This is a genomic window from Pseudomonas sp. TZ252 (assembly GCF_056110345.1).
In genome coordinates this window covers 2,502,089-2,521,964 of sequence record NZ_CM148566.1, presented here as the reverse complement: position 1 = coordinate 2,521,964, position 19,876 = coordinate 2,502,089, and the positions used below count along the sequence as shown (strand labels likewise).

At 67.7% G+C, this 19,876-nt stretch carries 22 protein-coding genes; 9 read left to right on the top strand and 13 right to left on the bottom strand.

Translation table 11 applies throughout. The annotated features are described in order from the left end of the window. Nucleotides 1–113: 113 nt before the first annotated feature. The 3 genes from ACYAF3_RS11610 to trpI form a co-directional block, all read right to left on the bottom strand. Complete coding sequence (locus tag ACYAF3_RS11610) at nucleotides 114–341, bottom strand: DUF1161 domain-containing protein (protein WP_003097347.1); 228 nt, start codon at nucleotides 339–341, stop codon at nucleotides 114–116. Between the two features lie 183 nt (nucleotides 342–524). Further along, on the bottom strand, nucleotides 525–740 hold the full coding sequence (locus ACYAF3_RS11605) for a dodecin (RefSeq protein WP_003097345.1): 216 nt from the start codon (nucleotides 738–740) through the stop codon (nucleotides 525–527). Between the two features lie 100 nt (nucleotides 741–840). Next, nucleotides 841–1,728 carry a trpBA operon transcriptional activator TrpI gene (gene trpI, locus ACYAF3_RS11600; protein WP_003122282.1) on the bottom strand — a complete coding sequence of 296 codons (888 nt, stop codon included), beginning with the start codon at nucleotides 1,726–1,728 and terminating at the stop codon, nucleotides 841–843. A gap of 103 nt (nucleotides 1,729–1,831) precedes the next feature. Between trpI and trpB the strand changes: the two genes are divergently transcribed. From trpB to ACYAF3_RS11580, 4 genes are all read left to right on the top strand, one after another. Next, nucleotides 1,832–3,040 carry a tryptophan synthase subunit beta gene (gene trpB / locus ACYAF3_RS11595; protein ID WP_003097340.1) on the top strand — a complete coding sequence of 403 codons (1,209 nt, stop codon included), beginning with the start codon at nucleotides 1,832–1,834 and terminating at the stop codon, nucleotides 3,038–3,040. Continuing rightward, complete coding sequence (gene trpA, locus ACYAF3_RS11590; RefSeq protein ID WP_003158557.1) at nucleotides 3,037–3,843, top strand: tryptophan synthase subunit alpha; 807 nt, start codon at nucleotides 3,037–3,039, stop codon at nucleotides 3,841–3,843. Before trpB ends, trpA begins: the two co-directional genes overlap by 4 nt. A 185-nt stretch (nucleotides 3,844–4,028) precedes the next feature. Next, a complete protein-coding gene (locus ACYAF3_RS11585) occupies nucleotides 4,029–4,652 on the top strand; it encodes a response regulator transcription factor (RefSeq protein WP_003111192.1) in 624 nt (207 codons plus the stop codon). Between the two features lie 7 nt (nucleotides 4,653–4,659). Continuing rightward, a complete protein-coding gene (locus ACYAF3_RS11580; RefSeq protein WP_003097330.1) occupies nucleotides 4,660–5,025 on the top strand; it encodes an Hpt domain-containing protein in 366 nt (121 codons plus the stop codon). On the opposite strand, the gene ACYAF3_RS11575 is transcribed toward ACYAF3_RS11580, so the two are convergent. Beyond that, complete coding sequence (locus ACYAF3_RS11575) at nucleotides 5,004–5,381, bottom strand: DOPA 4,5-dioxygenase family protein (RefSeq protein WP_003114635.1); 378 nt, start codon at nucleotides 5,379–5,381, stop codon at nucleotides 5,004–5,006. The two genes, ACYAF3_RS11580 and ACYAF3_RS11575, sit on opposite strands and share 22 nt — an antisense overlap. Nucleotides 5,382–5,391: 10 nt before the next feature. Continuing rightward, complete coding sequence (locus ACYAF3_RS11570; RefSeq protein WP_010792427.1) at nucleotides 5,392–6,291, bottom strand: choline sulfate utilization transcriptional regulator; 900 nt, start codon at nucleotides 6,289–6,291, stop codon at nucleotides 5,392–5,394. A gap of 127 nt (nucleotides 6,292–6,418) precedes the next feature. Here ACYAF3_RS11570 and betC point away from each other — a divergent pair, with 127 nt between their 5' ends. The 3 genes from betC to ACYAF3_RS11555 are packed head-to-tail and all read left to right on the top strand — an operon-like array spanning nucleotide 6,419 to nucleotide 10,428. Continuing rightward, the gene (gene betC / locus ACYAF3_RS11565; protein ID WP_003120673.1) at nucleotides 6,419–7,930 is read left to right on the top strand and encodes a choline-sulfatase; all 1,512 of its coding nucleotides are present in this window, start codon (nucleotides 6,419–6,421) and stop codon (nucleotides 7,928–7,930) included. Between the two features lie 16 nt (nucleotides 7,931–7,946). Continuing rightward, entirely contained in the window at nucleotides 7,947–8,870 is a 924-nt protein-coding gene (locus ACYAF3_RS11560; RefSeq protein WP_128669660.1) for a choline ABC transporter substrate-binding protein, read from the top strand. 4 nt (nucleotides 8,871–8,874) lie between these two features. Beyond that, on the top strand, nucleotides 8,875–10,428 hold the full coding sequence (locus tag ACYAF3_RS11555) for a SulP family inorganic anion transporter (protein WP_009875636.1): 1,554 nt from the start codon (nucleotides 8,875–8,877) through the stop codon (nucleotides 10,426–10,428). Between the two features lie 3 nt (nucleotides 10,429–10,431). Here the strand turns inward: ACYAF3_RS11555 and ACYAF3_RS11550 are convergent, their stop codons facing one another. The 5 genes from ACYAF3_RS11550 to hemF all read right to left on the bottom strand — a co-directional run bounded on the left by ACYAF3_RS11550 (nucleotide 10,432) and on the right by hemF (nucleotide 15,194). Beyond that, nucleotides 10,432–11,034, bottom strand: a complete 603-nt coding sequence (locus ACYAF3_RS11550; protein WP_003458422.1) for a hypothetical protein — start codon at nucleotides 11,032–11,034, stop codon at nucleotides 10,432–10,434. Then, on the bottom strand, nucleotides 11,031–12,317 hold the full coding sequence (locus ACYAF3_RS11545) for a peptidylprolyl isomerase (protein WP_003114640.1): 1,287 nt from the start codon (nucleotides 12,315–12,317) through the stop codon (nucleotides 11,031–11,033). Before ACYAF3_RS11545 ends, ACYAF3_RS11550 begins: the two co-directional genes overlap by 4 nt. Then, nucleotides 12,298–13,284 (bottom strand): phospholipase C, encoded by a 987-nt coding sequence (locus ACYAF3_RS11540; RefSeq protein ID WP_003111200.1) that lies wholly within the window; start codon nucleotides 13,282–13,284, stop codon nucleotides 12,298–12,300. Before ACYAF3_RS11540 ends, ACYAF3_RS11545 begins: the two co-directional genes overlap by 20 nt. Nucleotides 13,285–13,394: 110 nt before the next feature. After that, nucleotides 13,395–14,219: a shikimate dehydrogenase gene (gene aroE, locus ACYAF3_RS11535; protein WP_003111201.1), complete on the bottom strand. Its 825-nt coding sequence runs from the start codon at nucleotides 14,217–14,219 to the stop codon at nucleotides 13,395–13,397. Nucleotides 14,220–14,276: 57 nt separating this feature from the next. Further along, nucleotides 14,277–15,194 carry an oxygen-dependent coproporphyrinogen oxidase gene (gene hemF, locus ACYAF3_RS11530; protein WP_003097311.1) on the bottom strand — a complete coding sequence of 306 codons (918 nt, stop codon included), beginning with the start codon at nucleotides 15,192–15,194 and terminating at the stop codon, nucleotides 14,277–14,279. A gap of 190 nt (nucleotides 15,195–15,384) precedes the next feature. Here hemF and ACYAF3_RS11525 point away from each other — a divergent pair, with 190 nt between their 5' ends. Next, nucleotides 15,385–16,362: an NADPH:quinone reductase gene (locus ACYAF3_RS11525; protein ID WP_023100694.1), complete on the top strand. Its 978-nt coding sequence runs from the start codon at nucleotides 15,385–15,387 to the stop codon at nucleotides 16,360–16,362. A 9-nt stretch (nucleotides 16,363–16,371) separates the two neighbouring features. On the opposite strand, the gene tsaC is transcribed toward ACYAF3_RS11525, so the two are convergent. The 3 genes from tsaC to ACYAF3_RS11510 all read right to left on the bottom strand — a co-directional run bounded on the left by tsaC (nucleotide 16,372) and on the right by ACYAF3_RS11510 (nucleotide 19,218). Further along, complete coding sequence (tsaC, locus tag ACYAF3_RS11520; protein ID WP_016561457.1) at nucleotides 16,372–16,929, bottom strand: L-threonylcarbamoyladenylate synthase type 1 TsaC; 558 nt, start codon at nucleotides 16,927–16,929, stop codon at nucleotides 16,372–16,374. A 40-nt stretch (nucleotides 16,930–16,969) separates the two neighbouring features. Further along, entirely contained in the window at nucleotides 16,970–18,058 is a 1,089-nt protein-coding gene (gene dprA, locus ACYAF3_RS11515) for a DNA-processing protein DprA (protein ID WP_003118479.1), read from the bottom strand. Nucleotides 18,059–18,192: 134 nt separating this feature from the next. After that, a complete protein-coding gene (locus ACYAF3_RS11510) occupies nucleotides 18,193–19,218 on the bottom strand; it encodes a LysM peptidoglycan-binding domain-containing protein (protein ID WP_003097294.1) in 1,026 nt (341 codons plus the stop codon). 138 nt (nucleotides 19,219–19,356) lie between these two features. Between ACYAF3_RS11510 and def the strand changes: the two genes are divergently transcribed. After that, on the top strand, nucleotides 19,357–19,863 hold the full coding sequence (gene def, locus ACYAF3_RS11505; RefSeq protein ID WP_003107059.1) for a peptide deformylase: 507 nt from the start codon (nucleotides 19,357–19,359) through the stop codon (nucleotides 19,861–19,863). Nucleotides 19,864–19,876: the final 13 nt, after the last annotated feature.

Below are 19,876 nucleotides of genomic sequence, written 5' to 3'. Positions count from 1 at the left end.
CTCGACGAACTGCAACAAGACCCATCGTTGGCAGGGTACTCATCGCGGCAAAAAGAAAGGGCCGGCTCCCATGGGAAAGCCGGCCCCGGATACTGCTCGTCGCAGGCGCTGCATCAGCCGCGCTGGTAGACGATTTCCTTGGTGCCGCCGTCGCAGGTGCCGACTACTTTCTTGTCGGTGACGCTGCCCTTGTCGACGATTTCCAGGGTGTAGGCAGGAACGCCGTTGGCCTTGATCTTCGCATCGATCTCGGCTTTCAGTTCCTCACAGGGCTTGGCGGCGAATGCGCTGCCCGCCACGGCAAACAGGCCGACTGCCAACATCAACTTCTTCATGAACACATTCCCTCGTTGCATGGATGAAGACCCGAACGGGTCAGGCTTGCCAAATGCGGCAAGGTTGAGACGAGCGCGCCGCCCATGGAGGCACGCCGCCCTCATAGCCTGTGCATGATCCGGCGAAGCGGAAAGACGCGGCGGCCTTCCCAGGGCGCTGGCGATCGTGGACAGGTTTCCAGGGTGCCATCAGCTATTGGCGATACGGAACCCTACTTTCAGGGTCACCTGGTAATGGCCGACGGCGCCGTTCTCGATGTGCCCGCGGGTATCCACCACCTCGAACCATTCCAGATGCTGGATGCTCTTCGCCGCTTCGGCGAGGGCGTTGTTGATGGCGTCCTCGATGCTGGTCTTGGACGAGCCGACCAGTTCGATCTTCTTGTAGGTGTGGTGATTGGACATGAACTCTCTCCCCGGACGATGCCTGGTTCTTCGCGCCCGACGGGCGCCTCTGTTCAATGGACACTAGCCGAGCCGGAAAAGTGCAGCAAATCGCCAGCGCTCAGCCTGCCAACTGCTCCCGCAACCATTGCGCCAGGCGCCCGGCACGCGGATCGTGCAGGCGCGCCGGTACCCACAGGGCCAGGCGCGCATCGGTCTCGATGAAGCCCCAGGGCGCCGCCAGGCGGCCTGCGGCGAGATCGTCGCGGACCAGCGCCTCCGGGGCGATGGCCACGCCGAGGCCCGCCACCGCCGCTTCCAGCAGGTAGTAGAGATGCTCGAACCCCTGGCCATAGCGCAGCGCCTCCGCCGCCAGCCCCTGGCTCGCGGCCCAGGCCGGCCAGGCCTGGGGTCGCGAGGCGGTATGCAGCAGCGGCTCCTGCAACAGCCGCGCGGCGGGCGCCTGGGCCAGGCCGGTTTCCTGCGCCAGGCGCGGGCTGACCACCGGGCCCATGCGCTCGGGCGCCAGTTCGAAGACCTGCATGTCCGCCGGCCAGGGCGGCTCGGCGAACCAGAGCATGGCGTCCAGGCCGGGACGACGCGGATCGAACTCGCCCTCGCTGGTGGACAGTTGCAGGCGCAGGTCGGGGAGGGCACGGTTGAGCTGGTCCAGCCGCGGGATGAACCAGCGCGCCAGCAGGCTGCCGGGTACGCCGAGGACGAACGGGGCCTCGGCGGTCTGCCGGCGCAGCTCGGCACAGACGCCACGCAGTCGCTCGAACGCATCGCCGCAGGCGTCACGCAGGCGAACGCCGGAATCGGTGAGTTTTACGCCGCGTCCATCCTTGCCGAACAGGGCCACCCCGAGATCGTCCTCGAGCAACCGCACCTGCCGGCTCACGGCGCCATGGGTAACGTGCAGTTCCTCGGCCGCCAGGCTGATGCTGTGCAACCGGGCAGCGGCTTCGAAAGCGCGCAGGGCATTCAGGGAAGGGAGGTCGCGGCTCATGGCTATTCGTGAGTTTTCCTGACAGGTTTGAGCAATCTTATCGGTTTCTTTTACCCGGCGGGGGGATTAGATTCTGCCCATACGTCATTTCCTGGAGCCCTCCATGACTTCCTATCGCAACGGCCCCGACGCCAAGGGCCTGTTCGGCCGCTTCGGCGGCCAGTACGTCGCCGAGACCCTGATGCCGCTGATCCTCGACCTCGCCCGCGAGTACGAGAAGGCCAAGGACGACCCGGCGTTCCAGGAGGAACTGGCCTACTTCCAGCGCGACTACGTCGGTCGACCGAGCCCGCTGTACTTCGCCGAGCGCCTGACCGAGCACTGCGGCGGGGCGAAGATCTACCTCAAGCGCGAGGAGCTGAACCATACCGGCGCGCACAAGATCAACAACTGCATCGGCCAGATCCTCCTGGCCCGGCGCATGGGCAAGAAACGCATCATCGCCGAGACCGGCGCCGGCATGCACGGCGTGGCCACCGCCACTGTCGCCGCGCGTTTCGGCCTGCAGTGCGTGATCTACATGGGCACCACCGACATCGACCGGCAGCAGGCCAACGTCTTCCGCATGAAGCTGCTGGGCGCCGAGGTGATCCCGGTGACCGCCGGCACCGGTACCCTGAAGGACGCCATGAACGAGGCGCTGCGCGACTGGGTGACCAACGTCGACAGCACCTTCTACCTGATCGGCACGGTCGCCGGCCCGCATCCGTACCCGGCGATGGTCCGCGACTTCCAGGCGGTGATCGGCAAGGAAACCCGCGAGCAACTGGCCGAGAAGGAAGGGCGCCTGCCCGATTCGCTGGTCGCCTGCATCGGCGGCGGCTCCAACGCCATGGGCCTGTTCCACCCGTTCCTCGACGACGCCGGGGTGCAGATCGTCGGCGTGGAAGCCGCCGGCCACGGCATCGACACCGGCAAGCACGCGGCCAGCCTGAACGGCGGGGTTCCCGGCGTGCTGCACGGCAACCGCACCTTCCTGCTGCAGGACGCGGATGGCCAGATCATCGACGCACACTCCATCTCCGCCGGCCTCGACTATCCCGGCATCGGCCCGGAACACGCCTGGCTGCACGACACCGGCCGCGTCGAGTACACCTCGATCACCGACGACGAAGCCCTGGAGGCCTTCCACACCTGCTGCCGCCTCGAAGGCATCATCCCGGCACTGGAAAGCTCCCATGCCCTGGCCGAGGTCTTCAAGCGTGCGCCCAGCCTGCCCAAGGAGCACATCATGGTGGTGAACCTGTCCGGTCGCGGCGACAAGGACATGCAGACCGTCATGCACCACATGCAACAGGAGTCGAAAGCATGAGCCGCCTGCAGACCCGCTTCGCCCAGCTCAAGCAGGAAAACCGCGCCGCCCTGGTGACCTTCGTCACCGCCGGCGACCCGGACTACGCGTCTTCCCTGGAAATCCTCAAAGGCCTGCCGGCGGCCGGAGCCGACGTGATCGAACTGGGCATGCCGTTCACCGATCCGATGGCGGACGGCCCGGCCATCCAGTTGGCCAACATCCGCGCCCTCGACGGCGGCCAGACCCTGGCCAGGACGTTGCAGATGGTCCGCGAATTCCGCAGCGGCGAGAGCGAGACGCCCCTGGTGCTGATGGGCTACTTCAACCCGATCCACCACTACGGCGTCGAACGCTTCATCGCCGAGGCGAAGGAGGTGGGGGTGGACGGCCTGATCGTGGTCGACCTGCCGCCGGAGCACAACGAAGACCTCTGCCACCCGGCCCAGGCCGCCGGCCTCGACTTCATCCGCCTGACCACCCCGACCACCGGCGACCAGCGCCTGCCGACGGTGCTCGAAGGCAGTTCCGGGTTCGTCTACTACGTGTCGGTGGCCGGCGTCACCGGCGCCAACGCGGCGACCCTGGAACACGTCGAGGAAGCGGTGGCGCGCCTGCGCCGGCATACCGACCTGCCGATCGGTATCGGCTTCGGCATCCGCAGCGCCGAACACGCCGCCGCGGTCGCGCGGTTGGCCGACGGCGTGGTGGTCGGCTCGGCGCTGATCGACCGGATCGCCAAGGCCCGCGACAATGCCCAGGCGGTCAAGGATGTCCTCGCCCTGTGCGGCGAGCTGGCCGAAGGCGTGCGCAACGCACGCTGACAGACCCTGACAGCGGCATTCGCCAGGCGCAGGCAACCCGCTGCGCCTGGCCTTGCGTTGCACGCTGCCAGAACCGTGAGGAAAAATTCACGGTCACTTTCAGAAACGTCTTATTGTCCGCCGACTCTGCCGAAGCCTTGAATAGCGCCTCACCCAAATAGCCAACGCATTCAAAGAAGGTTCGCATGAGTAAGGTGCTGATCGTCGATGATCATCCCGCTATCCGCCTGGCCGTGCGCTTGCTGTTCGAGCGCGACGGTTTCACCATCGTCGGCGAGGCCGACAACGGTGCCGAAGCCCTGCAGGTAGCCCGCAAGAAGTCTCCCGACCTGGCCATCCTGGACATCGGCATCCCCAAGATCGACGGTCTCGAAGTGATAGCCCGCCTGAAGTCCCTGAAGCTGGACACCAAGGTCCTGGTCCTGACCCGGCAGAATCCGGCGCAGTTCGCCCCGCGATGCCTGCAGGCCGGCGCCATGGGCTTCGTCAGCAAAAGGGAAAACCTCTCCGAGCTGCTGCTCGCCGCCAAGGCCGTGCTGGCCGGCTACATCCACTTCCCCACCGGGGCGTTGCGCAGCATCAACCAGCAGAGCCGCGACAACGAGGCCCGCATGCTGGAAAGCCTTTCCGACCGCGAGATGACCGTGCTGCAGTACCTGGCCAACGGCAATACCAACAAGGCCATCGCCCAGCAGCTGTTCCTCAGCGAGAAAACCGTGAGCACCTACAAGTCACGCATCATGCTGAAACTCAACGCCCATTCCCTGGCCGGCCTGATCGATTTCGCCCGCCGCCACGAGCTGATCTGAGGATCCCATGCGAACGTTCGACCTGACCGCCGCCCTGGGCGACCGCGCCAACCAACCGGAGATCAGCCGCCTGCTCGTCGCGCAGCTGATGACCAGCAACAACGAAGACACCCGCAAGCTGCGGCGCGCCCAGGAGCGCGAGCAGACCCAGGAACTCAACGAGCTGGCGCACCGCCTGGCGGGCATGGCCTCGCTGATCCACGCCCACGCCGTGGAACGCGCCTGCCACCAACTGGAGATCGCCTGCGGCGAAAGCTCCGTGCGCAAGCTCGCCGATGCCGTCGACGACCTGGTGACGGCACTGGGCGAGCTGCAATGCGAACTGCACGACTGGATGACGATGACCGCGCCTCAAGGCACGGCGAAGTCATAGCGTTGCGGGCCTTCGTCCAGGATCGACAGGTCCAGCGGGCGAATGGCTCCCATCCAGATGGCTCGGTCGCGATGGTCGAGCAGATCGTTGCCGGTGACCGGGTGGATGAACACCACCAGGTCCTGCCGATGGATAGCCAGCCAGGGCACCAGCTCGCCGAACACCTCGGGAGCGAACGCCAGCTGGCAGCTCCAGTCCGGATGCGGCCCTACCGGCCGCTCATGGACCCGCCCCATCTTCAGCGGAAAGCGCCGCGCCGCCTCTTCGCAAAGGGCGCGGGCTCGCTCGATGCTCTGCGCATCGAAATAGACGTGAGCATGGAAGCCCTGGATGCGGGGGGTGGAATACTCGTTCATCGTCACCTCTTCAAGCGCCGCCGGCCTGCAACTCGGCCTGTAGCCAGTCGACGAAACCGTCGACCAGCCGCTGGCGCCGCTTGCGCTCCGGCAATACCGCATAGTACCCGTATCGCGACAGGCAGCTCTCGCCAATGGGCCGGCAAAGCAGCCCCTGTTCGAGCAGGCCGTCGACCAGGTGGCGCCAGCCGATGGCCACGCCCTGGCCGGCGATGGCCGCCTGGATCAGCAAGGTGTAGTTGTCGAAGCTGAGCACCGCCGGAATCGGCTGCCGATCGATGGCCAACGCTTCGAACAACGCCGGCCAGTCGAACCAGCGGGCGTGCTGCGCCGGCTTCAGATGCAGCATCGGCAGGCGCGCCAGGTGCGCCTTGGCCAGCGGCAACTGCAATCCCTCGACCAGGCGCGGGCTACAGACCGGGAACACCTCCTCGCGAAACAGCCGGTGCGCTTCGCCGTGCTTGGAACGACCGTCGCCGAACAGGATCGCCACGTCGATATCGCCGCGCTGGCCGGCCAGGCCGCGCTCGCTGGTCACCAGGCTCACGTCCAGGTGCGGATGGGCCTGGTGGAAGCGCGGAAGGCGCGGCATCAGCCAGTAGGCAGCGAAGGCGTAGTCGGTGGCCACCTGGAGCACCTCGTGGCGCTGGCGCGCGCCCAGCGCGGCGATGCCGGCATCGATCGTCTCGAGGCCGGCGGCCACGTGGCGGAGCAGGAGCTGGCCGGCGTCGGTGAGCACGATGCCTCGATGAACGCGCTGGAACAGAGGGGTCGCCAGCTCCTTCTCCAGGCGTTTGATCTGCTGGCTGACCGCAGGCTGGGTGGTCCCCAGCTCCTCGGCGGCAGCGGTGAAGCTGAGCTGGCGGGCGGCGGACTCGAATACCCGGAGCAGGTCGAGGGATGGCGGCATGAGGTGTTCTCACATAAGCCCGGCTTATCCAACGCATCCAGCCCCATGCGGTTTACCAGGGATTTCGATGCACTGATGATCGACGCAGCACTATCGCATAACCCAATCGCATGGGATAAGCCGCCCGATGAAGACCTCGCCGAACATCCTGTTCATCATGGCCGACCAGATGGCCGCGCCGCTGCTGCCGCTTCACGATCCGCGCTCGGCGCTGCGCATGCCTCACCTCTCGCGCCTCGCCGAACGGGCCGTGGTGTTCGACTCGGCATACTGCAACAGCCCGCTCTGCGCGCCGTCGCGCTTCACCCTGGTCAGCGGTCGCTTGCCTACCCGCATCGGCGCCTGGGACAACGCTGCCGACTTCGCCGCCGATACCCCCACCTACGCCCACTACCTGCGCAACCTCGGCTATCGCACGGCGCTGTCGGGCAAGATGCACTTCTGCGGTCCCGACCAGTTGCACGGCTACGAGGAACGCCTGACCAGCGACATCTATCCGGCGGACTATGGCTGGGCGGTGAACTGGGACGAGCCGGAGGTGCGCCCGAGCTGGTACCACAACATGTCCTCGGTTTTGCAGGCCGGTCCCTGCGTGCGCACCAACCAGCTGGACTTCGACGAGGAGGTGGTGTTCAAGGCCCGCCAGTACCTCTACGACCATGTTCGCCAGCACGCCGGCCAGCCATTCTGCCTGACCGTGTCGATGACCCATCCGCACGACCCCTACAGCATCCCGGCGAGCTACTGGAATCTCTACCGCGACGAGGACATCCCGCTGCCGCGCCAGCGCTTCGCCCAGGAGGAGCAGGACCCTCATTCGCAACGCCTGCTGAAGGTCATCGACCTGTGGGACAAGCCGTTGCCCGAGGAGCGCATCCGCGCCGCCCGGCGTGCCTACTTCGGCGCCTGCAGCTACGTCGACGCGCAGATCGGTGCGCTGCTGGCGACCCTGGAGGAATGCGGGCTGGCCGACGACACCATCGTGGTGTTCTCCGGCGACCATGGCGACATGCTCGGCGAGCGCGGCCTCTGGTACAAGATGCACTGGTTCGAGATGGCCGCGCGCGTGCCGCTGCTGGTCCATGCGCCGGCGCGCTTCGCGCCGCGCCGCATCGGCGCTTCGGTATCCACCGTGGACCTGCTGCCGACCCTGGTGGAGCTGGCCGGCGGCCAGGTCGATCCACGCCTGCCGCTGGAAGGCCGCTCGCTGCTGCCGCACCTGCGCGACGGCAGCGGGCATGACGAGGTGATCGGCGAATACACCGCCGAGGGCACCCTCAGCCCGCTGATGATGATCCGCCGCGGCGACTACAAGTTCATCTACTCCGAGCAGGACCCCTGCCTGCTCTACGACCTGCGCAACGACCCGCAGGAGCGCGAGAACCTCGCCGCCAGTCCGGCCCACCGCGGAACGTTCGAGGCGTTCCTCGACGAGGCCCGGCGACGCTGGGACATCCCCGCGATCACCCGCGCCGTACTCGACAGCCAGCGCCGCCGACGCCTGGTGGCCGCCGCGCTGGCGCGAGGGCGGCTGGCCAGCTGGGACCACCAGCCGTGGGTCGACGCCAGCCAGCAGTACATGCGCAACCATATCGACCTGGACGATCTCGAGCGCCGCGCGCGCTTCCCGCAACCCTGAGCACGAGGGCACTTCCATGAACCGGCTTCCCACCTGCCTGCTGGCCGCCACCCTGTTCCTGGCCAGCGCCTCGCTATACGCCGAAGACCCCGCCTGTGCCCGCGTCAGGCTGGCCGATCCAGGCTGGAGCGATATCGCGGTGACCAACTCCACTGCCGCGTTTCTCCTGGAAAGCCTCGGCTACCAGGTGAAGATCGATACCCTGTCGGTGCCGATCATCTATGGCGGCCTGCGCGACGGCCAGGTGGACGCCTTCCTCGGCGGCTGGATGCCCGCGCACCAGGACTATCACGACAAGTTCGTCGCCAGCGGCCAGGTCGAACGCCTCGCTCGCAACCTCGACGGCACCCGCTTCACCCTGGCGGTGCCGCGCTACGTCTGGGACGCCGGCGTACACCGCTTCGAGGACCTCGCCGCGCAAGGGCAACGCTTCAACCGCAAGCTGTACGGGATCGGCTCCGGCGCGCCGGCCAATCAGTCGATCCAGAAGATGATCGACGCCAACCAGTTCGGCCTCGGCGACTGGAAGCTGGTGGAGTCCAGCGAGCAGGCGATGCTCGCCGAACTCGGCCGGGCCGAGAAGCGCCAGCGCTGGCTGGTGTTCCTCGGCTGGACGCCGCACCCGATGAACATCCGCCATGACCTGCGCTACCTGGAAGGCGGCGAGCAGTACTTCGGCGACCGCGGCCAGGTCTACACCCTGGCACGCAAGGGCTACGCCGCGCAGTGCCCGAACCCGGCGCGGCTGCTGGCCAACCTGCGCTTCGACCTGGATATGGAGAACCGCCTGATGAGCGACGCGCTGGAAGGCACGGCGACTCCGGCCTCGGCGACCCGCGCCTGGCTCAAGGCCAACCCGCAGGTGCTCGAGGCCTGGCTGCAAGGGGTGACCAGCCGCGACGGCGGCGACGCCCTGGCCGCGGTTCGCGGCCAGCCATAGCGCCATGTGGACGCGCCTGCTGCCGTTCCTCGCCTGGCTACCGGGGCTGCACCGGGGCATGCTCGGGCGCGAGGCCTGGGTCGGCCTGAATGGCGCAATCCTGGCACTGCCGCAATCGATGGCCTATGCGCTGATCGCCGGCCTGCCAGCGGAGTACGGCCTGTACGCGGCGATGCTGCCAGTGGCGATCGCCTGCCTGTGGGGCTCGTCGCGCTACCTGGTGAGCGGTCCCACCGCGGCGATCTCGGTGCTGCTGTTCAGTTCGGTGGCCCCGCTGGCGCCGCTGGGCAGCCCGCAATACGTCCAGGCCGTGCTGCTGCTGACCTTTCTCGCCGGCGCCTTCCAGTGGCTGCTCGGCGTCCTGCGCGTCGGGTCGCTGGTCAATTTCGTCTCGCATTCGGTGATGCTCGGCTTCACCCTTGGCGCGGCGCTGCTGATCGTCCTCGGCCAACTGCCCTATCTTCTCGGCCTGGCCGCGAGCGGGGAGGGCGCAGCGCCGGGAAACGGCTGGCGGCTGCTGGCGCGGTTCGCCGAGTTCGATGGCCCATCGCTGCTGGTGGGCGGCTTCAGCTTCGCGCTCAGCCTGCTGGTCAGGCGCCTGCGACCGCGCTGGCCGGCCCTGCTGCTTGGCTTGCTGGGCGGTGCCACGCTGGTCTGGGCGCTACCCGGGACCTTCGCCTCGGTAGCCCATGTGCAGGCCTTATCGAGCGCACTGCCGGGCTGGAATCCGCTGGTCTTCGATTCCCGATCGATCCTCGACCTGCTACCTGCGGCGGTGGCCTGCGGCATGCTCGGGCTGGTCACCAGCCTGTCGATCGCCCGCGCCCTGGCCGCGCGCCAGGGAGACGCGTTCGATGCCAACCAGGAGGTCCGCGCCCAGGGCCTGTCGAACCTGCTCGGGCCTTGGCTGTCGGCGAGCCTGTCGGCGGGCTCCTTCACCCGCTCCGGGCTGAATCTGGAAGCCGGTGCGCGCTCCCCGCTGGCGGGTGCGTTTTCGGCGCTCTGGGTGGCACTGCTGGCCGTGCTCGGTGCGCGCCTGATCGAGCATGTGCCGTTGCCGGCGATGGCCGCAGGCATCCTGCTGATCGCCTGGGGCCTGATCGACCGCCCGGCGCTCCGCGCGCTCTACCGCAGCGGCCGCGCCGAATGCCTGGTGGCCGGCCTAACCGCCCTGGCCACGCTGCTGTTGCCGCTGCAGAACGCCATCTACGCGGGAGTGCTGGCGTCGCTGGTCTTCTACCTGCGGCGCACCTCGACACCACGCGTACTGCGCCAGCGCAACGACGAGGAAGAAGTGCTGCGCATCGAAGGCTCGATCTTCTTCGGCGCCTGCGACTACCTGCAACGCCTCATGCGCCAATGCGACAGGCCACGGCTGGTGCTGGACGCCCGCCAGGTGAACTTCATCGACTTCGCCGGCGCAGTGCTGTTGCAGCAGGAAGCCCGCCGCCTGCACGCCGAGGGCCGCCGCCTGGTATTGCGCCACGCCCGCCCGCAGGTCCGCGAAGCGCTGGGCCGGCAGGCCGACGAAGGCTGCCGCCTGCACTACGAAGGCTGACGCTCAGGGCGCCGCCGGCGATGTCGGTGCGCTGTCGCCGGGCAGCAGTTGCGGCGATTCCCGCTGCAGCTTGTCGCGCATCATCTCCAACTGTCCAAGGGCGGCGCGAGCCTCGTCGATTTCCTCGGCGCTGCGCTCGCCACCCTGTTCGGCCGCCTCGATCCGCGCGCGGATTTCCGGTATCTGCTGTACGCCGCTGGTGTAGGCCTGTACCAGTTCGCGGGTCTGTCGTTCCTCGAAGGCCTGGTACTGCTTCGGATCGGCCAGCTCCTGCGCCGTCGCGCCCTGGCGTGGTTGCAGGCCGCCGAGCGGCGGGCTGCGCGGGTCGCCCTCGTCGCGCAGCATCTGCATGAACTGGATCGCCTGCTCGCGATCCAGTTCCGCCACCGGCGGCTCCGCCTCGTACGCCGGTGCTGCCGCTTGCGATCGCACCGGCGCCGGCGGCGGCGGACGGTCGTCGACCGCGGGCAGTGCCGCAAGCGTCCTGGCTGGCGACGGAGAAGACGAGGAAGCGGCCATATCGGCAGGCGCCAGCAACACGCCGGCGCAGGCCAGGGCGATCGCCAGCCCGCTGCAGCCGAGGGCAACGCCGAGCCAGCGCTTCACAGGCCTTCCACCCTGGCGCCGGCCAGCAGGTTGCGCAGGCGCGTCTCGAACTGCGCTGCCAGTTGCTCGCGCGCCACCGCCTGGTTCACCTCGAAGCGCACGCTGCGGTCGTCGAGGGGCAACTGGCGATCCTCGCGGCTACGCACCCGGACGATCTCGAACGCGCCGTCGATGCGCATCGGCTGGGAAACCGTATCGGCCTTCTGGATCAGCGCAGTCTTGCGCAGCAGGTCGAGCCGGCCGTCCTGGGGCCGTATCAGGCCTAGGTCGCCGGGCGGGTCGCGGTCCCTGTCGTCGGCCAGGGAATAGCGGCGTACCGCCTCGTCGAAGGCCAGGCCGCCGCGCAACTCGGCGTAGACCTTGTCCGCGCTCGCCTGGTCGGCCAGGCGGATATGCGCCGCCTGCACCTGCGCGACGTTGCGGTAACGCTCCAGGTTGCGCCGATAGTAGGCCTCGGCGTCCTTGTCGCTGACCTTGCCGGCGAGTTCCCGCAGCGCATCGGACTCATGGTGGAAATCACTGTAGAGGCCGATCTGGTGCAGATAGCGATGGCGCACCAGCTTGTCCCGCACCAGGGTCCTCACGCCCTGCCGCTCTGCCGGGCCGAAGCCGTCCCGGGCCAGGCGGTACCAGAGGTAGTCGCGGCGGATGCGGGTCTGGACCTGGCGCGCCAGGTAAGCGAGGTTGCCCTGTTGCAATTCCACCTGGCCCTGGACGTTGTCGCCTTCGTACAGCGATAGCAGGTCGAGGACCTGTGCCGGCTGGCCGGGAAACTGCCAGCCGATCAGCTCGACCCCGGCCGCCTCGCGGCGCTGCGTCTCGTCCAGCAGCAGGCTGTTTTCCACCAGGCCGCGGCTCCTCGGCGCCAGCACCTCGCGCAAACGCTCCGCGCTCAGGGCCCGGGGCTGGCGCAGGTATGGCCCGAGGTCCTCGCGGTAGCGCCTGCCGTATACCTGTTCGAGCAGGTTGCCGGCCTCGATCTCCACGCTGGCGTCGAGATCGGCGCGGCTCTGCGCGGTGAGCTGGTCTTCCACCGCGCGCGCCAGCAGGCGGTTTTCCACCAGGCCACGGCGCAACTGCTGCGGGTCGGTGTTGAACTTGACCCGCGACAGGGCCTGCTCGAGCAAGTCGATGCTTCTCCCCGGCAGCACCTCGCCGTCGATCCGCAGATCCTGCGGCGCCTTGGCGGGGACGCCATGGGCGCTCCACGCCAGCAGCCCGAGGACGATCCCGCACAGTGCGCGACGCCAGCCCCGGGCGCGATCAGAGAGCAGTCGGTGCATCGAAGCTGTTGGCGCCCTTGGTCAGTACGGTGACGGTCAGGGCGATGGACTCGGGAATCAGCTCCTTCGCCACCCGCAGGCGCGTCTCGTAGCTGGTGTCGTAGAGCGGCTCGGGGCGCGCGTAGGCGACCTGGCCGGTCTGGGTGAGCAGGTCGCGGATGCTCTTGCTCGGGTCGTAGCGCCCCACCAGGTTGGCCACCGCCGCCGGATCGTTGAGCTTCTCGCTGGCGTAGTGGTCGTCGACCCAGCCTTCCCAGCTGGAATGGCCGTTGGCCGAGGTGATCCACACATGGTGCGGCTGGGCCACGTCGCCGGTGGCATGCAGGGCATAGCCGATGGTCTGCAGCGAAGGCGCGGCGCGGAACTGCTCGAACCAGTAGGTGGCGAGGTTATCGATCGGCTGGAAGGCGGCGGTCTGGAAGTCGCCGTAGTGCTCCTGCCAGTCCGAGCGGGTGCCCTGGCGGTAGTGCGCCTCGGTGGTGTCGAAGTCCTCGCGCTTCAGCTCGCGGTTGTAGAGGTAGACCATGGCGTACCAGTCGACGTCGGCGATGCCGCCGTCGACCTTGTGGTAGCGGTAGTCGTAGCCGCCGTGGGGGTTGCCATGGGAGTCGCCGTCCCGGGCCAGGTTGAGGAAGTGCCAGTACGAGGTGTAGTTGACGATGCCCGAAGCCGCGCCCCACAGCGGCGCGTGTTCGTAGCCGACCCACCAGCCACCGAGACGGGTGTCCTTGAAGTCGTCCACGTCGAAGGCCGCCTGGCCGAGGATCTCCCCGGCCTGCGCCTCGCTGCCGGCGGCGCTCACGTAGAACCGGTAGGCCTGGCGCATCTCCTCGGTGGCGTAGGAGGAGTTCATGAAGGCCAGGGCATCCTTGACGATGTTCTTGTGGGTCGGTTGCGACCAGGCGTTGGCCTGGCTGGCGATGGCGCAGATGCAGAGACCGGCGGCCAGGCGGGCGAAGGTTTTCATCGGCAGCGCTCGAGAGTGAGTGAAGCCTGAAGTCTTAACCCGGTTTTGTGATTCCTACATGTCAGATGGAAGCCAATTTGAGACGTACGTCTCAAATGCCGCCTGACAACTCAGACAGTTGCCAACTGTCGGCGCAGCGTCTCCAACACTGGCGCCGAGGCAGGACGCACGCCGCGCCAGAGGAAGAATGCCTCGGCGGCCTGCTCCACCAGCATGCCCAGGCCATCCAGGGTACGCGCCGCACCGCGTTCGGCGGCCCAGCGGTTGAAGGCAGTCGGTTCCTTGGCATACATCATGTCGTAGCAGACGGTACGGCCGGGCTCGATCACGCTCTGCGCCAGCGGCGGCACGTCGCCGGCAAGACTGGCCGAGGTGCCGTTGACGATCAGGTCGAAAGGCCCTTCGACCTCGGCGAAACCGCAGCCGTGCACCGCGCCGAGGTCGGCGAACCGCTCGGCCAGGTCCACGGCCTTCCGCGCCGTGCGGTTGGCGATCAGCAACTCCGCCGGGCATTCGCCGAGGAAGGGTTCGAGCACCCCACGCACCGCACCGCCGGCGCCGAGCAGGAGAACCCGCTTGCCGCGCAGCTCGACCCCGGCGTTCGCCGTCAGGTCCCGCAGCAGGCCGGCGCCGTCGGTGTTGTCGCCGCGCAGGCGACCGTCGGCGAGGCGGATCAGGGTGTTCACCGCCCCGGCCCGGGTGGCCCGCTCGCTCAACTCGTCCACCAGACGATAGGCCTCTTCCTTGAACGGCACGGTGACATTGGCGCCCTTGCCCTGCTCGAAGAAGCGCCGGGCGAACCCGGGGAAATCGTCCAGCGGCGCCAGTTGCGCGTCATAGACCAGCGCCTCGCCGGTCTGCTCGGCGAACAGGCGGTGGATCAGCGGCGACTTGCTGTGGCCGATGGGGTTGCCGAATACGCAATAGCGGTCCATGGGTCGTTCCTTTGCCGGAGTGGGACGGGACGAGCGGACTCGTCCCCTGCGGGCGGGTCAGGGCTGGCCGGCGAGCCAATCGCGGTCGGCGAGGAAATACTCGGTCAGGCGCGCTTCCTCGCTGCCCGGCTCGGGTTTCCAGTCATAGCCCCAGCGCACCTGCGGCGGCAACGACATCAGGATCGATTCGGTACGGCCGCCGGACTGCAGGCCGAACAGGGTGCCACGATCGAAGACCAGGTTGAACTCCACATAGCGACCGCGACGATAGGCCTGGAACTCTCGCTGCCGTTCATCGAACGGCGTGTGCTTGCGGCGCTGGACGATCGGCAGGTAGGCGTCGATATAGGCATCGCCGATGGCGCGGATGAAGGCGAAGCAGGTGTCGAAGTCCCACTGGTTGAGGTCGTCGAAGAACAGGCCGCCGATGCCGCGCGGCTCGTTGCGGTGCTTGAGGTGGAAGTAGCGGTCGCACCATTCCTTGTAGCGCGGGTAGACGTCCGCGCCGAACGGCGCGCAGGCGTCGCGAGCGACCCGGTGCCAATGCACGCAGTCTTCCTCGTGGGCGTAGTAGGGGGTCAGATCGAAGCCGCCGCCGAACCACCAGACCGGCTCCTCGCCTTCCTTCTCGGCGCAGAAGAAACGCACGTTGGCATGGGAAGTCGGCACGTGGGGGTTTTCCGGATGGATCACCAGCGACACGCCGAGCGCCTGGAAACCGCGCCCGGCCAGTTCCGGCCGATGGGCGCTGGCCGAGGGCGGCAGGCTATCGCCGAAGACGTGGGAAAAATTCACCCCGCCCTTCTCGATCAATGCGCCGTCGCCGATTACCCGCGTCCGTCCGCCGCCACCGGCCGGACGCTCCCAGGCGTCCTCGGCGAAGCGGGCCTTGCCGTCCTCCGCCTCGAGGGCGGCGCAGATGCGGTCTTGCAGGTCGAGCAGGTAGGTTTTGACAGCGGCGATACGGTCGGTCACGGAGTTCACCTTGGAGCGGGGAGGCCGCGCGGGGCGCGGGCTGGCGACGAAACGAGGGCGCAAGCATACCACCCTGGATGGGTAGCCGGCGCTTGACGGCCGTCAAGGGGAAGGCTTGGATGAAGGCCTTTACCCAGGGTCGCCCACCCGGCGCGACCGTCCGAAACCCTGACGAAGCAGGAGTTCCAGCATGGCCAAGCGCATCCAGTTCGCTGCCTACGGCGGCCCCGAAGTCCTCGAATACCGCGACTACCAACCCGCCGAGCCGGGCCCCCGGGAAGTCCGCGTGCGCAATCGCGCCATCGGCCTGAACTTCATCGACACCTACTACCGTAGCGGCCTCTATCCAGCCCCCGGCTTCCCTTCGGGGCTGGGTAGCGAAGGGGCCGGCGAGGTCGAGGCGGTGGGCAGCGAAGTGACCCGTTTCAAGGTCGGCGACCGCGTCGCCTACGCCACCGGCCCGCTGGGCGCCTACAGCGAACTGCATGTGCTGGCGGAGGAGAAGCTGGTCCACCTGCCCGACGGCATCGACTTCGAACAGGCCGCCGCGGTGATGCTCAAGGGGCTCACCACCCAATACCTGCTGCGCCAGACCTACGAACTGCGGGGCGGCGAAACCATTCTCTTCCATGCCGCCGCGGGCGGCGTGGGCCTGTTCGCCTGCCAATGGGCCAAGGCCCTTGGAGTGCAACTGATCGGCACCGTCAGCTCGCCGGAAAAGGCGCGCCTGGCCAGGCAGCACGGTGCCTGGGAGACCATCGACTACAGCCACGAGAATGTGGCGTGGCGGGTGCTCGAACTGACCGACGGGAAGAAGTGCCCGGTGGTCTACGACTCGGTGGGCAAGGATACCTGGGAAACCTCGCTGGACTGCGTGGCGCCGCGCGGCTTGCTGGTCAGCTTCGGCAACGCCTCGGGGCCGGTGACCGGGGTCAACCTCGGCATCCTCTCGCAGAAGGGTTCGCTGTACGTGACCCGGCCGACCCTGGGCAGCTACGCCGATACCCCGGAAAAACTCCAGGCGATGGCCGACGAGCTGTTCGGCCTGATCGAGCGCGGCGACATCCGCATCGAGATCAACCAGCGCTTCGCCCTGGCCGAAGCAGCCAGGGCGCATACCGAACTGGCCGCACGGCGAACCACCGGCTCGACCGTACTGTTGCCCTGAAGCGCGTACTCAGGCCGGGCGGATGACCTGTCCGGTCACCAGGTCGCGGATCAGGCTGGGGTTGCGGCGCCCGCCAAGGGCGCCGCCGAGGATAGCGTCCAGCTCGTCGTGGAAGTATTGCTCCACCCGCAGCCGCGTGCGCGCCGCCGGGCGCCCGGCCGGATTGGCCGAGGTGGAGATCAGCGGACCGGTGAGATGGCACAGTTCCTGTACCAGGGGATGGTCGGTGACCCGCACGGCGACGCTCTCGTGGACGCCGGTGACCCACTCCGGCAGGCGCTCCTGGTGCGGCACCAGCCAGGTGTTCGGCCCCGGCCAGGTACCGGCCAGGCGGTCCAGCCAGACGTCCGGCAGGTCTTCGAGAAGGAAGTCGAGCTGGTGGATGTTCGCCGCCACCACGATCAGGCCCTTTTCCACCGGCCGCGCCTTCAGCGCCAGCAGGCGATACACCGCATCCTCGTTCCACGGGTCGCAGCCGAGCCCCCATACCGCCTCGGTGGGATAGGCGATCACGCCGCCCTCGCGGACGACCCGGGCGGCGCATTGCGCACGAAAGCTGCTGATCATCGACTCACTCCAGCGGACAGGGTGCGCGAAGTGTACGGTTTCAGCCGGAGCGATGCACCCAGGTGCCGGCCTCGCAGGCGACCCGGCCGTCGAGTTCCAGTTCGCTGAGCGTCGCCAGCACATCGGGCAGCGTCATGCCGCTGGCGGCGGCCAGGCCTTCGCTGGTGTAGGGCGCGGCGCGCAGCAGCGCCAGCAAAGGGTGGGGCAGGGGCTGCGCCGGCGCTTCCGCTGGCTCCGCCTGCGCCCAGCCGCGCAGTGCTTCGAGCACGTGCCCGACGCTTTCCACCAGCAGCGCGCCATCGCGAATCAGTTGGTGGCAGCCACGTGCGCCGGGATGGTGGATGGAACCCGGAATGGCGTACACCTCGCGCCCCTGTTCCGCCGCCAGCCGCGCGGTGATCAGCGAGCCGCTGGCGGGACTTGCCTCGACCACCAGCACACCCAGCGAGAGTCCGCTGATGATGCGGTTGCGCCGGGGAAAGTTTGCCGGCAGCGGCGGGCTGTCCAGCGGCAGCTCCGAAACCAGCGCGCCGCCACCCTCGACGATGCGCCGCGCCAGCGCCTCGTGGCGCCGCGGATAGAGCCTGCGCAGGCCGGTGCCGAGGACTGCCACGGTCGCGCCGCCAGCCTCCAGCGCGCCCTCGTGGGCGGCGCCATCGATGCCCAGGGCCAGCCCGCTGGTGATGGCGAAGCCGCCCTGCGCCAGGCTGCGCGCAAAGCTCCGGGCGGTGCCCAGCCCGGCGGGGCTGGCGCGGCGGCTGCCGACCATCGCCAGTTGCGGCCGTTCCAGAGTCTCCGGAGCGCCTTCGACGTACAGCAGCGGCGGGGCATCGGCGACTTCGGCGAGCAGTGCCGGGTATCCCGGGTCGTCCCACATCAGCAGGTGCCTGCGCGGACCTTCCAGCCAGCGCAGGGCTTCACCCGCCGCTTCCCGCACCGCCGGGCTGCGCCGCGCGGCGGCGGCCTCGGCAGGCACTCCCAGGGTGCGCCAGGCGCTGGCTGGCGCGGCAAGCGCGGAAGAGGCCGAACCGAAGGCCTCGATCAAGCGCAGGAAGCGCATGGGTCCCAGTTCGGGCAGGCCATGCAGGCGCAGCCGTGCTTCCAGTTCGGCTGGAGAATGGTTCTTCATTGCGACTCATCCATAGCAGGCAGGTCCATCGCTGACAGGAAGAGGGGAAGGGTCCGGCTTCCATCCTGGAAACCGTCGTATGAAATTTCCTTCCCCCAGAAACGCGAAACCCCCGCCGAGGCGGGGGTTTCGAGTCAGGGATTCTGCACCCTGTCGGTTACCGAGAGCGGCCTGCTGGCCATCAGAACCAGGGCGTAGCTCAGCTTCTTGTAGGTACGGAACACCATCAGCAGGCCGGCGCGTTCGTCGGGAATCTTCACCGACTCACCGGTAACGCGGTCGCGCACCGTCTCGCCGACCTTGTAGATCGCCAGCACGTTGCCCTCGGCCAGCCCGTCGCGCTGGCCACGGTTCAGGGTGACCACGTCGAACTGGCCGATCTGGGTCACGCCGCGCGGTACGTCGATGATTTCGCCCTTCACCTCGCGGCTCGGCTCGCCGGGCATGAAGGTGGAATTCACCGCACGCTCCTCGGTGGGGAACAGGCGGTCGCCCAGGCGCACTTCCTGGGTGGTGCGGGTCAGCGCCAGGGTCGCGACGTCGCCTTCGGTGGCCACCACCTCGCCGCCGCCGATGTCGTCGGCGTTGATGCCGAGGACTTCCTTGGTCTTCGGATCGATGTAGACCTTGCCCTGGCGGAAGATGCCATAGGCCGGCTGGCCGTCGGCGAACTTGCCGCGGGCGTAGATGCGGTCGCCGGTGCCGCTGACGATCCGCTCGGCGTTGCCGGCGACGATGTACGGCGCACTGGTGAAGGTCTTCTCGTCATCGACGATGCGGTTGGCCAGCAGGAAGCTGTTGATCTTGTCCAGCGGGATGGTCGGGATGGCCTCGGCGATCGGCGTGCTGCGGATCTTCGGCGACAGCTTGATGGTCCCGCGCGATTCGCCACGGTTCAGCACCAGGCGCGGCTGGCCATCGACGTAGACCAGGCTGAGGGTGTCGCCGGGGTAGATCAGGTGGGGATTCTGGATCTGCGGGTTGGCGTGCCAGAGTTCCGGCCACTTCCATGGCTGGCGGAGGAATTTCCCCGAGATGTCCCACAGGGTATCGCCCCTGACCACCGTGTAGCGGTCCGGATGCCCTTCCCTGAGGTCGACCTGGGCCTGCGCCAGACCGCTCGCGGCAAGGAGCAGAAGGGCGACTAGTGATTTCCTCATGCAGTGAATCCCTTTATCATGTCGACATACGCGAAACGCCCGAAGCCCGCGAGAATCGCGGTCTGAAGCCGTTTTCAAGCTGCGCGCCATCTTAGCAGCGGATTTTCAATCGATTCCACAAGTGCATCACAAACGCATATGGCCATCCTGAACATTCTCGAATTCCCCGATCCGCGCCTGCGGACCATCGCCAAACCGGTGGAGGTGGTCGACGACGCGGTGCGCCAGCTGATCGACGACATGTTCGAAACCATGTACGAAGCCCCGGGCATCGGCCTCGCCGCGACCCAGGTGAACGTGCACAAGCGCATCGTGGTCATGGACCTCAGCGAAGACAAGTCCGAGCCGAGGGTATTCATCAACCCCGAGTTCGAACCGCTGACCGAGGATATGGACCAGTACCAGGAAGGCTGCCTGTCGGTACCCGGCTTCTACGAGAACGTGGACCGACCGCAGAAGGTCCGGATCAAGGCCCTCGACCGCGATGGCAACCCCTTCGAGGAAGTCGCCGAAGGCCTGCTGGCGGTATGCATCCAGCACGAATGCGACCACCTCAACGGCAAGCTGTTCGTCGACTACCTGTCCACCCTCAAGCGCGACCGCATCCGCAAGAAGCTGGAAAAGCAGCATCGACAGCAGGCGTGACCCCATCCCCCAA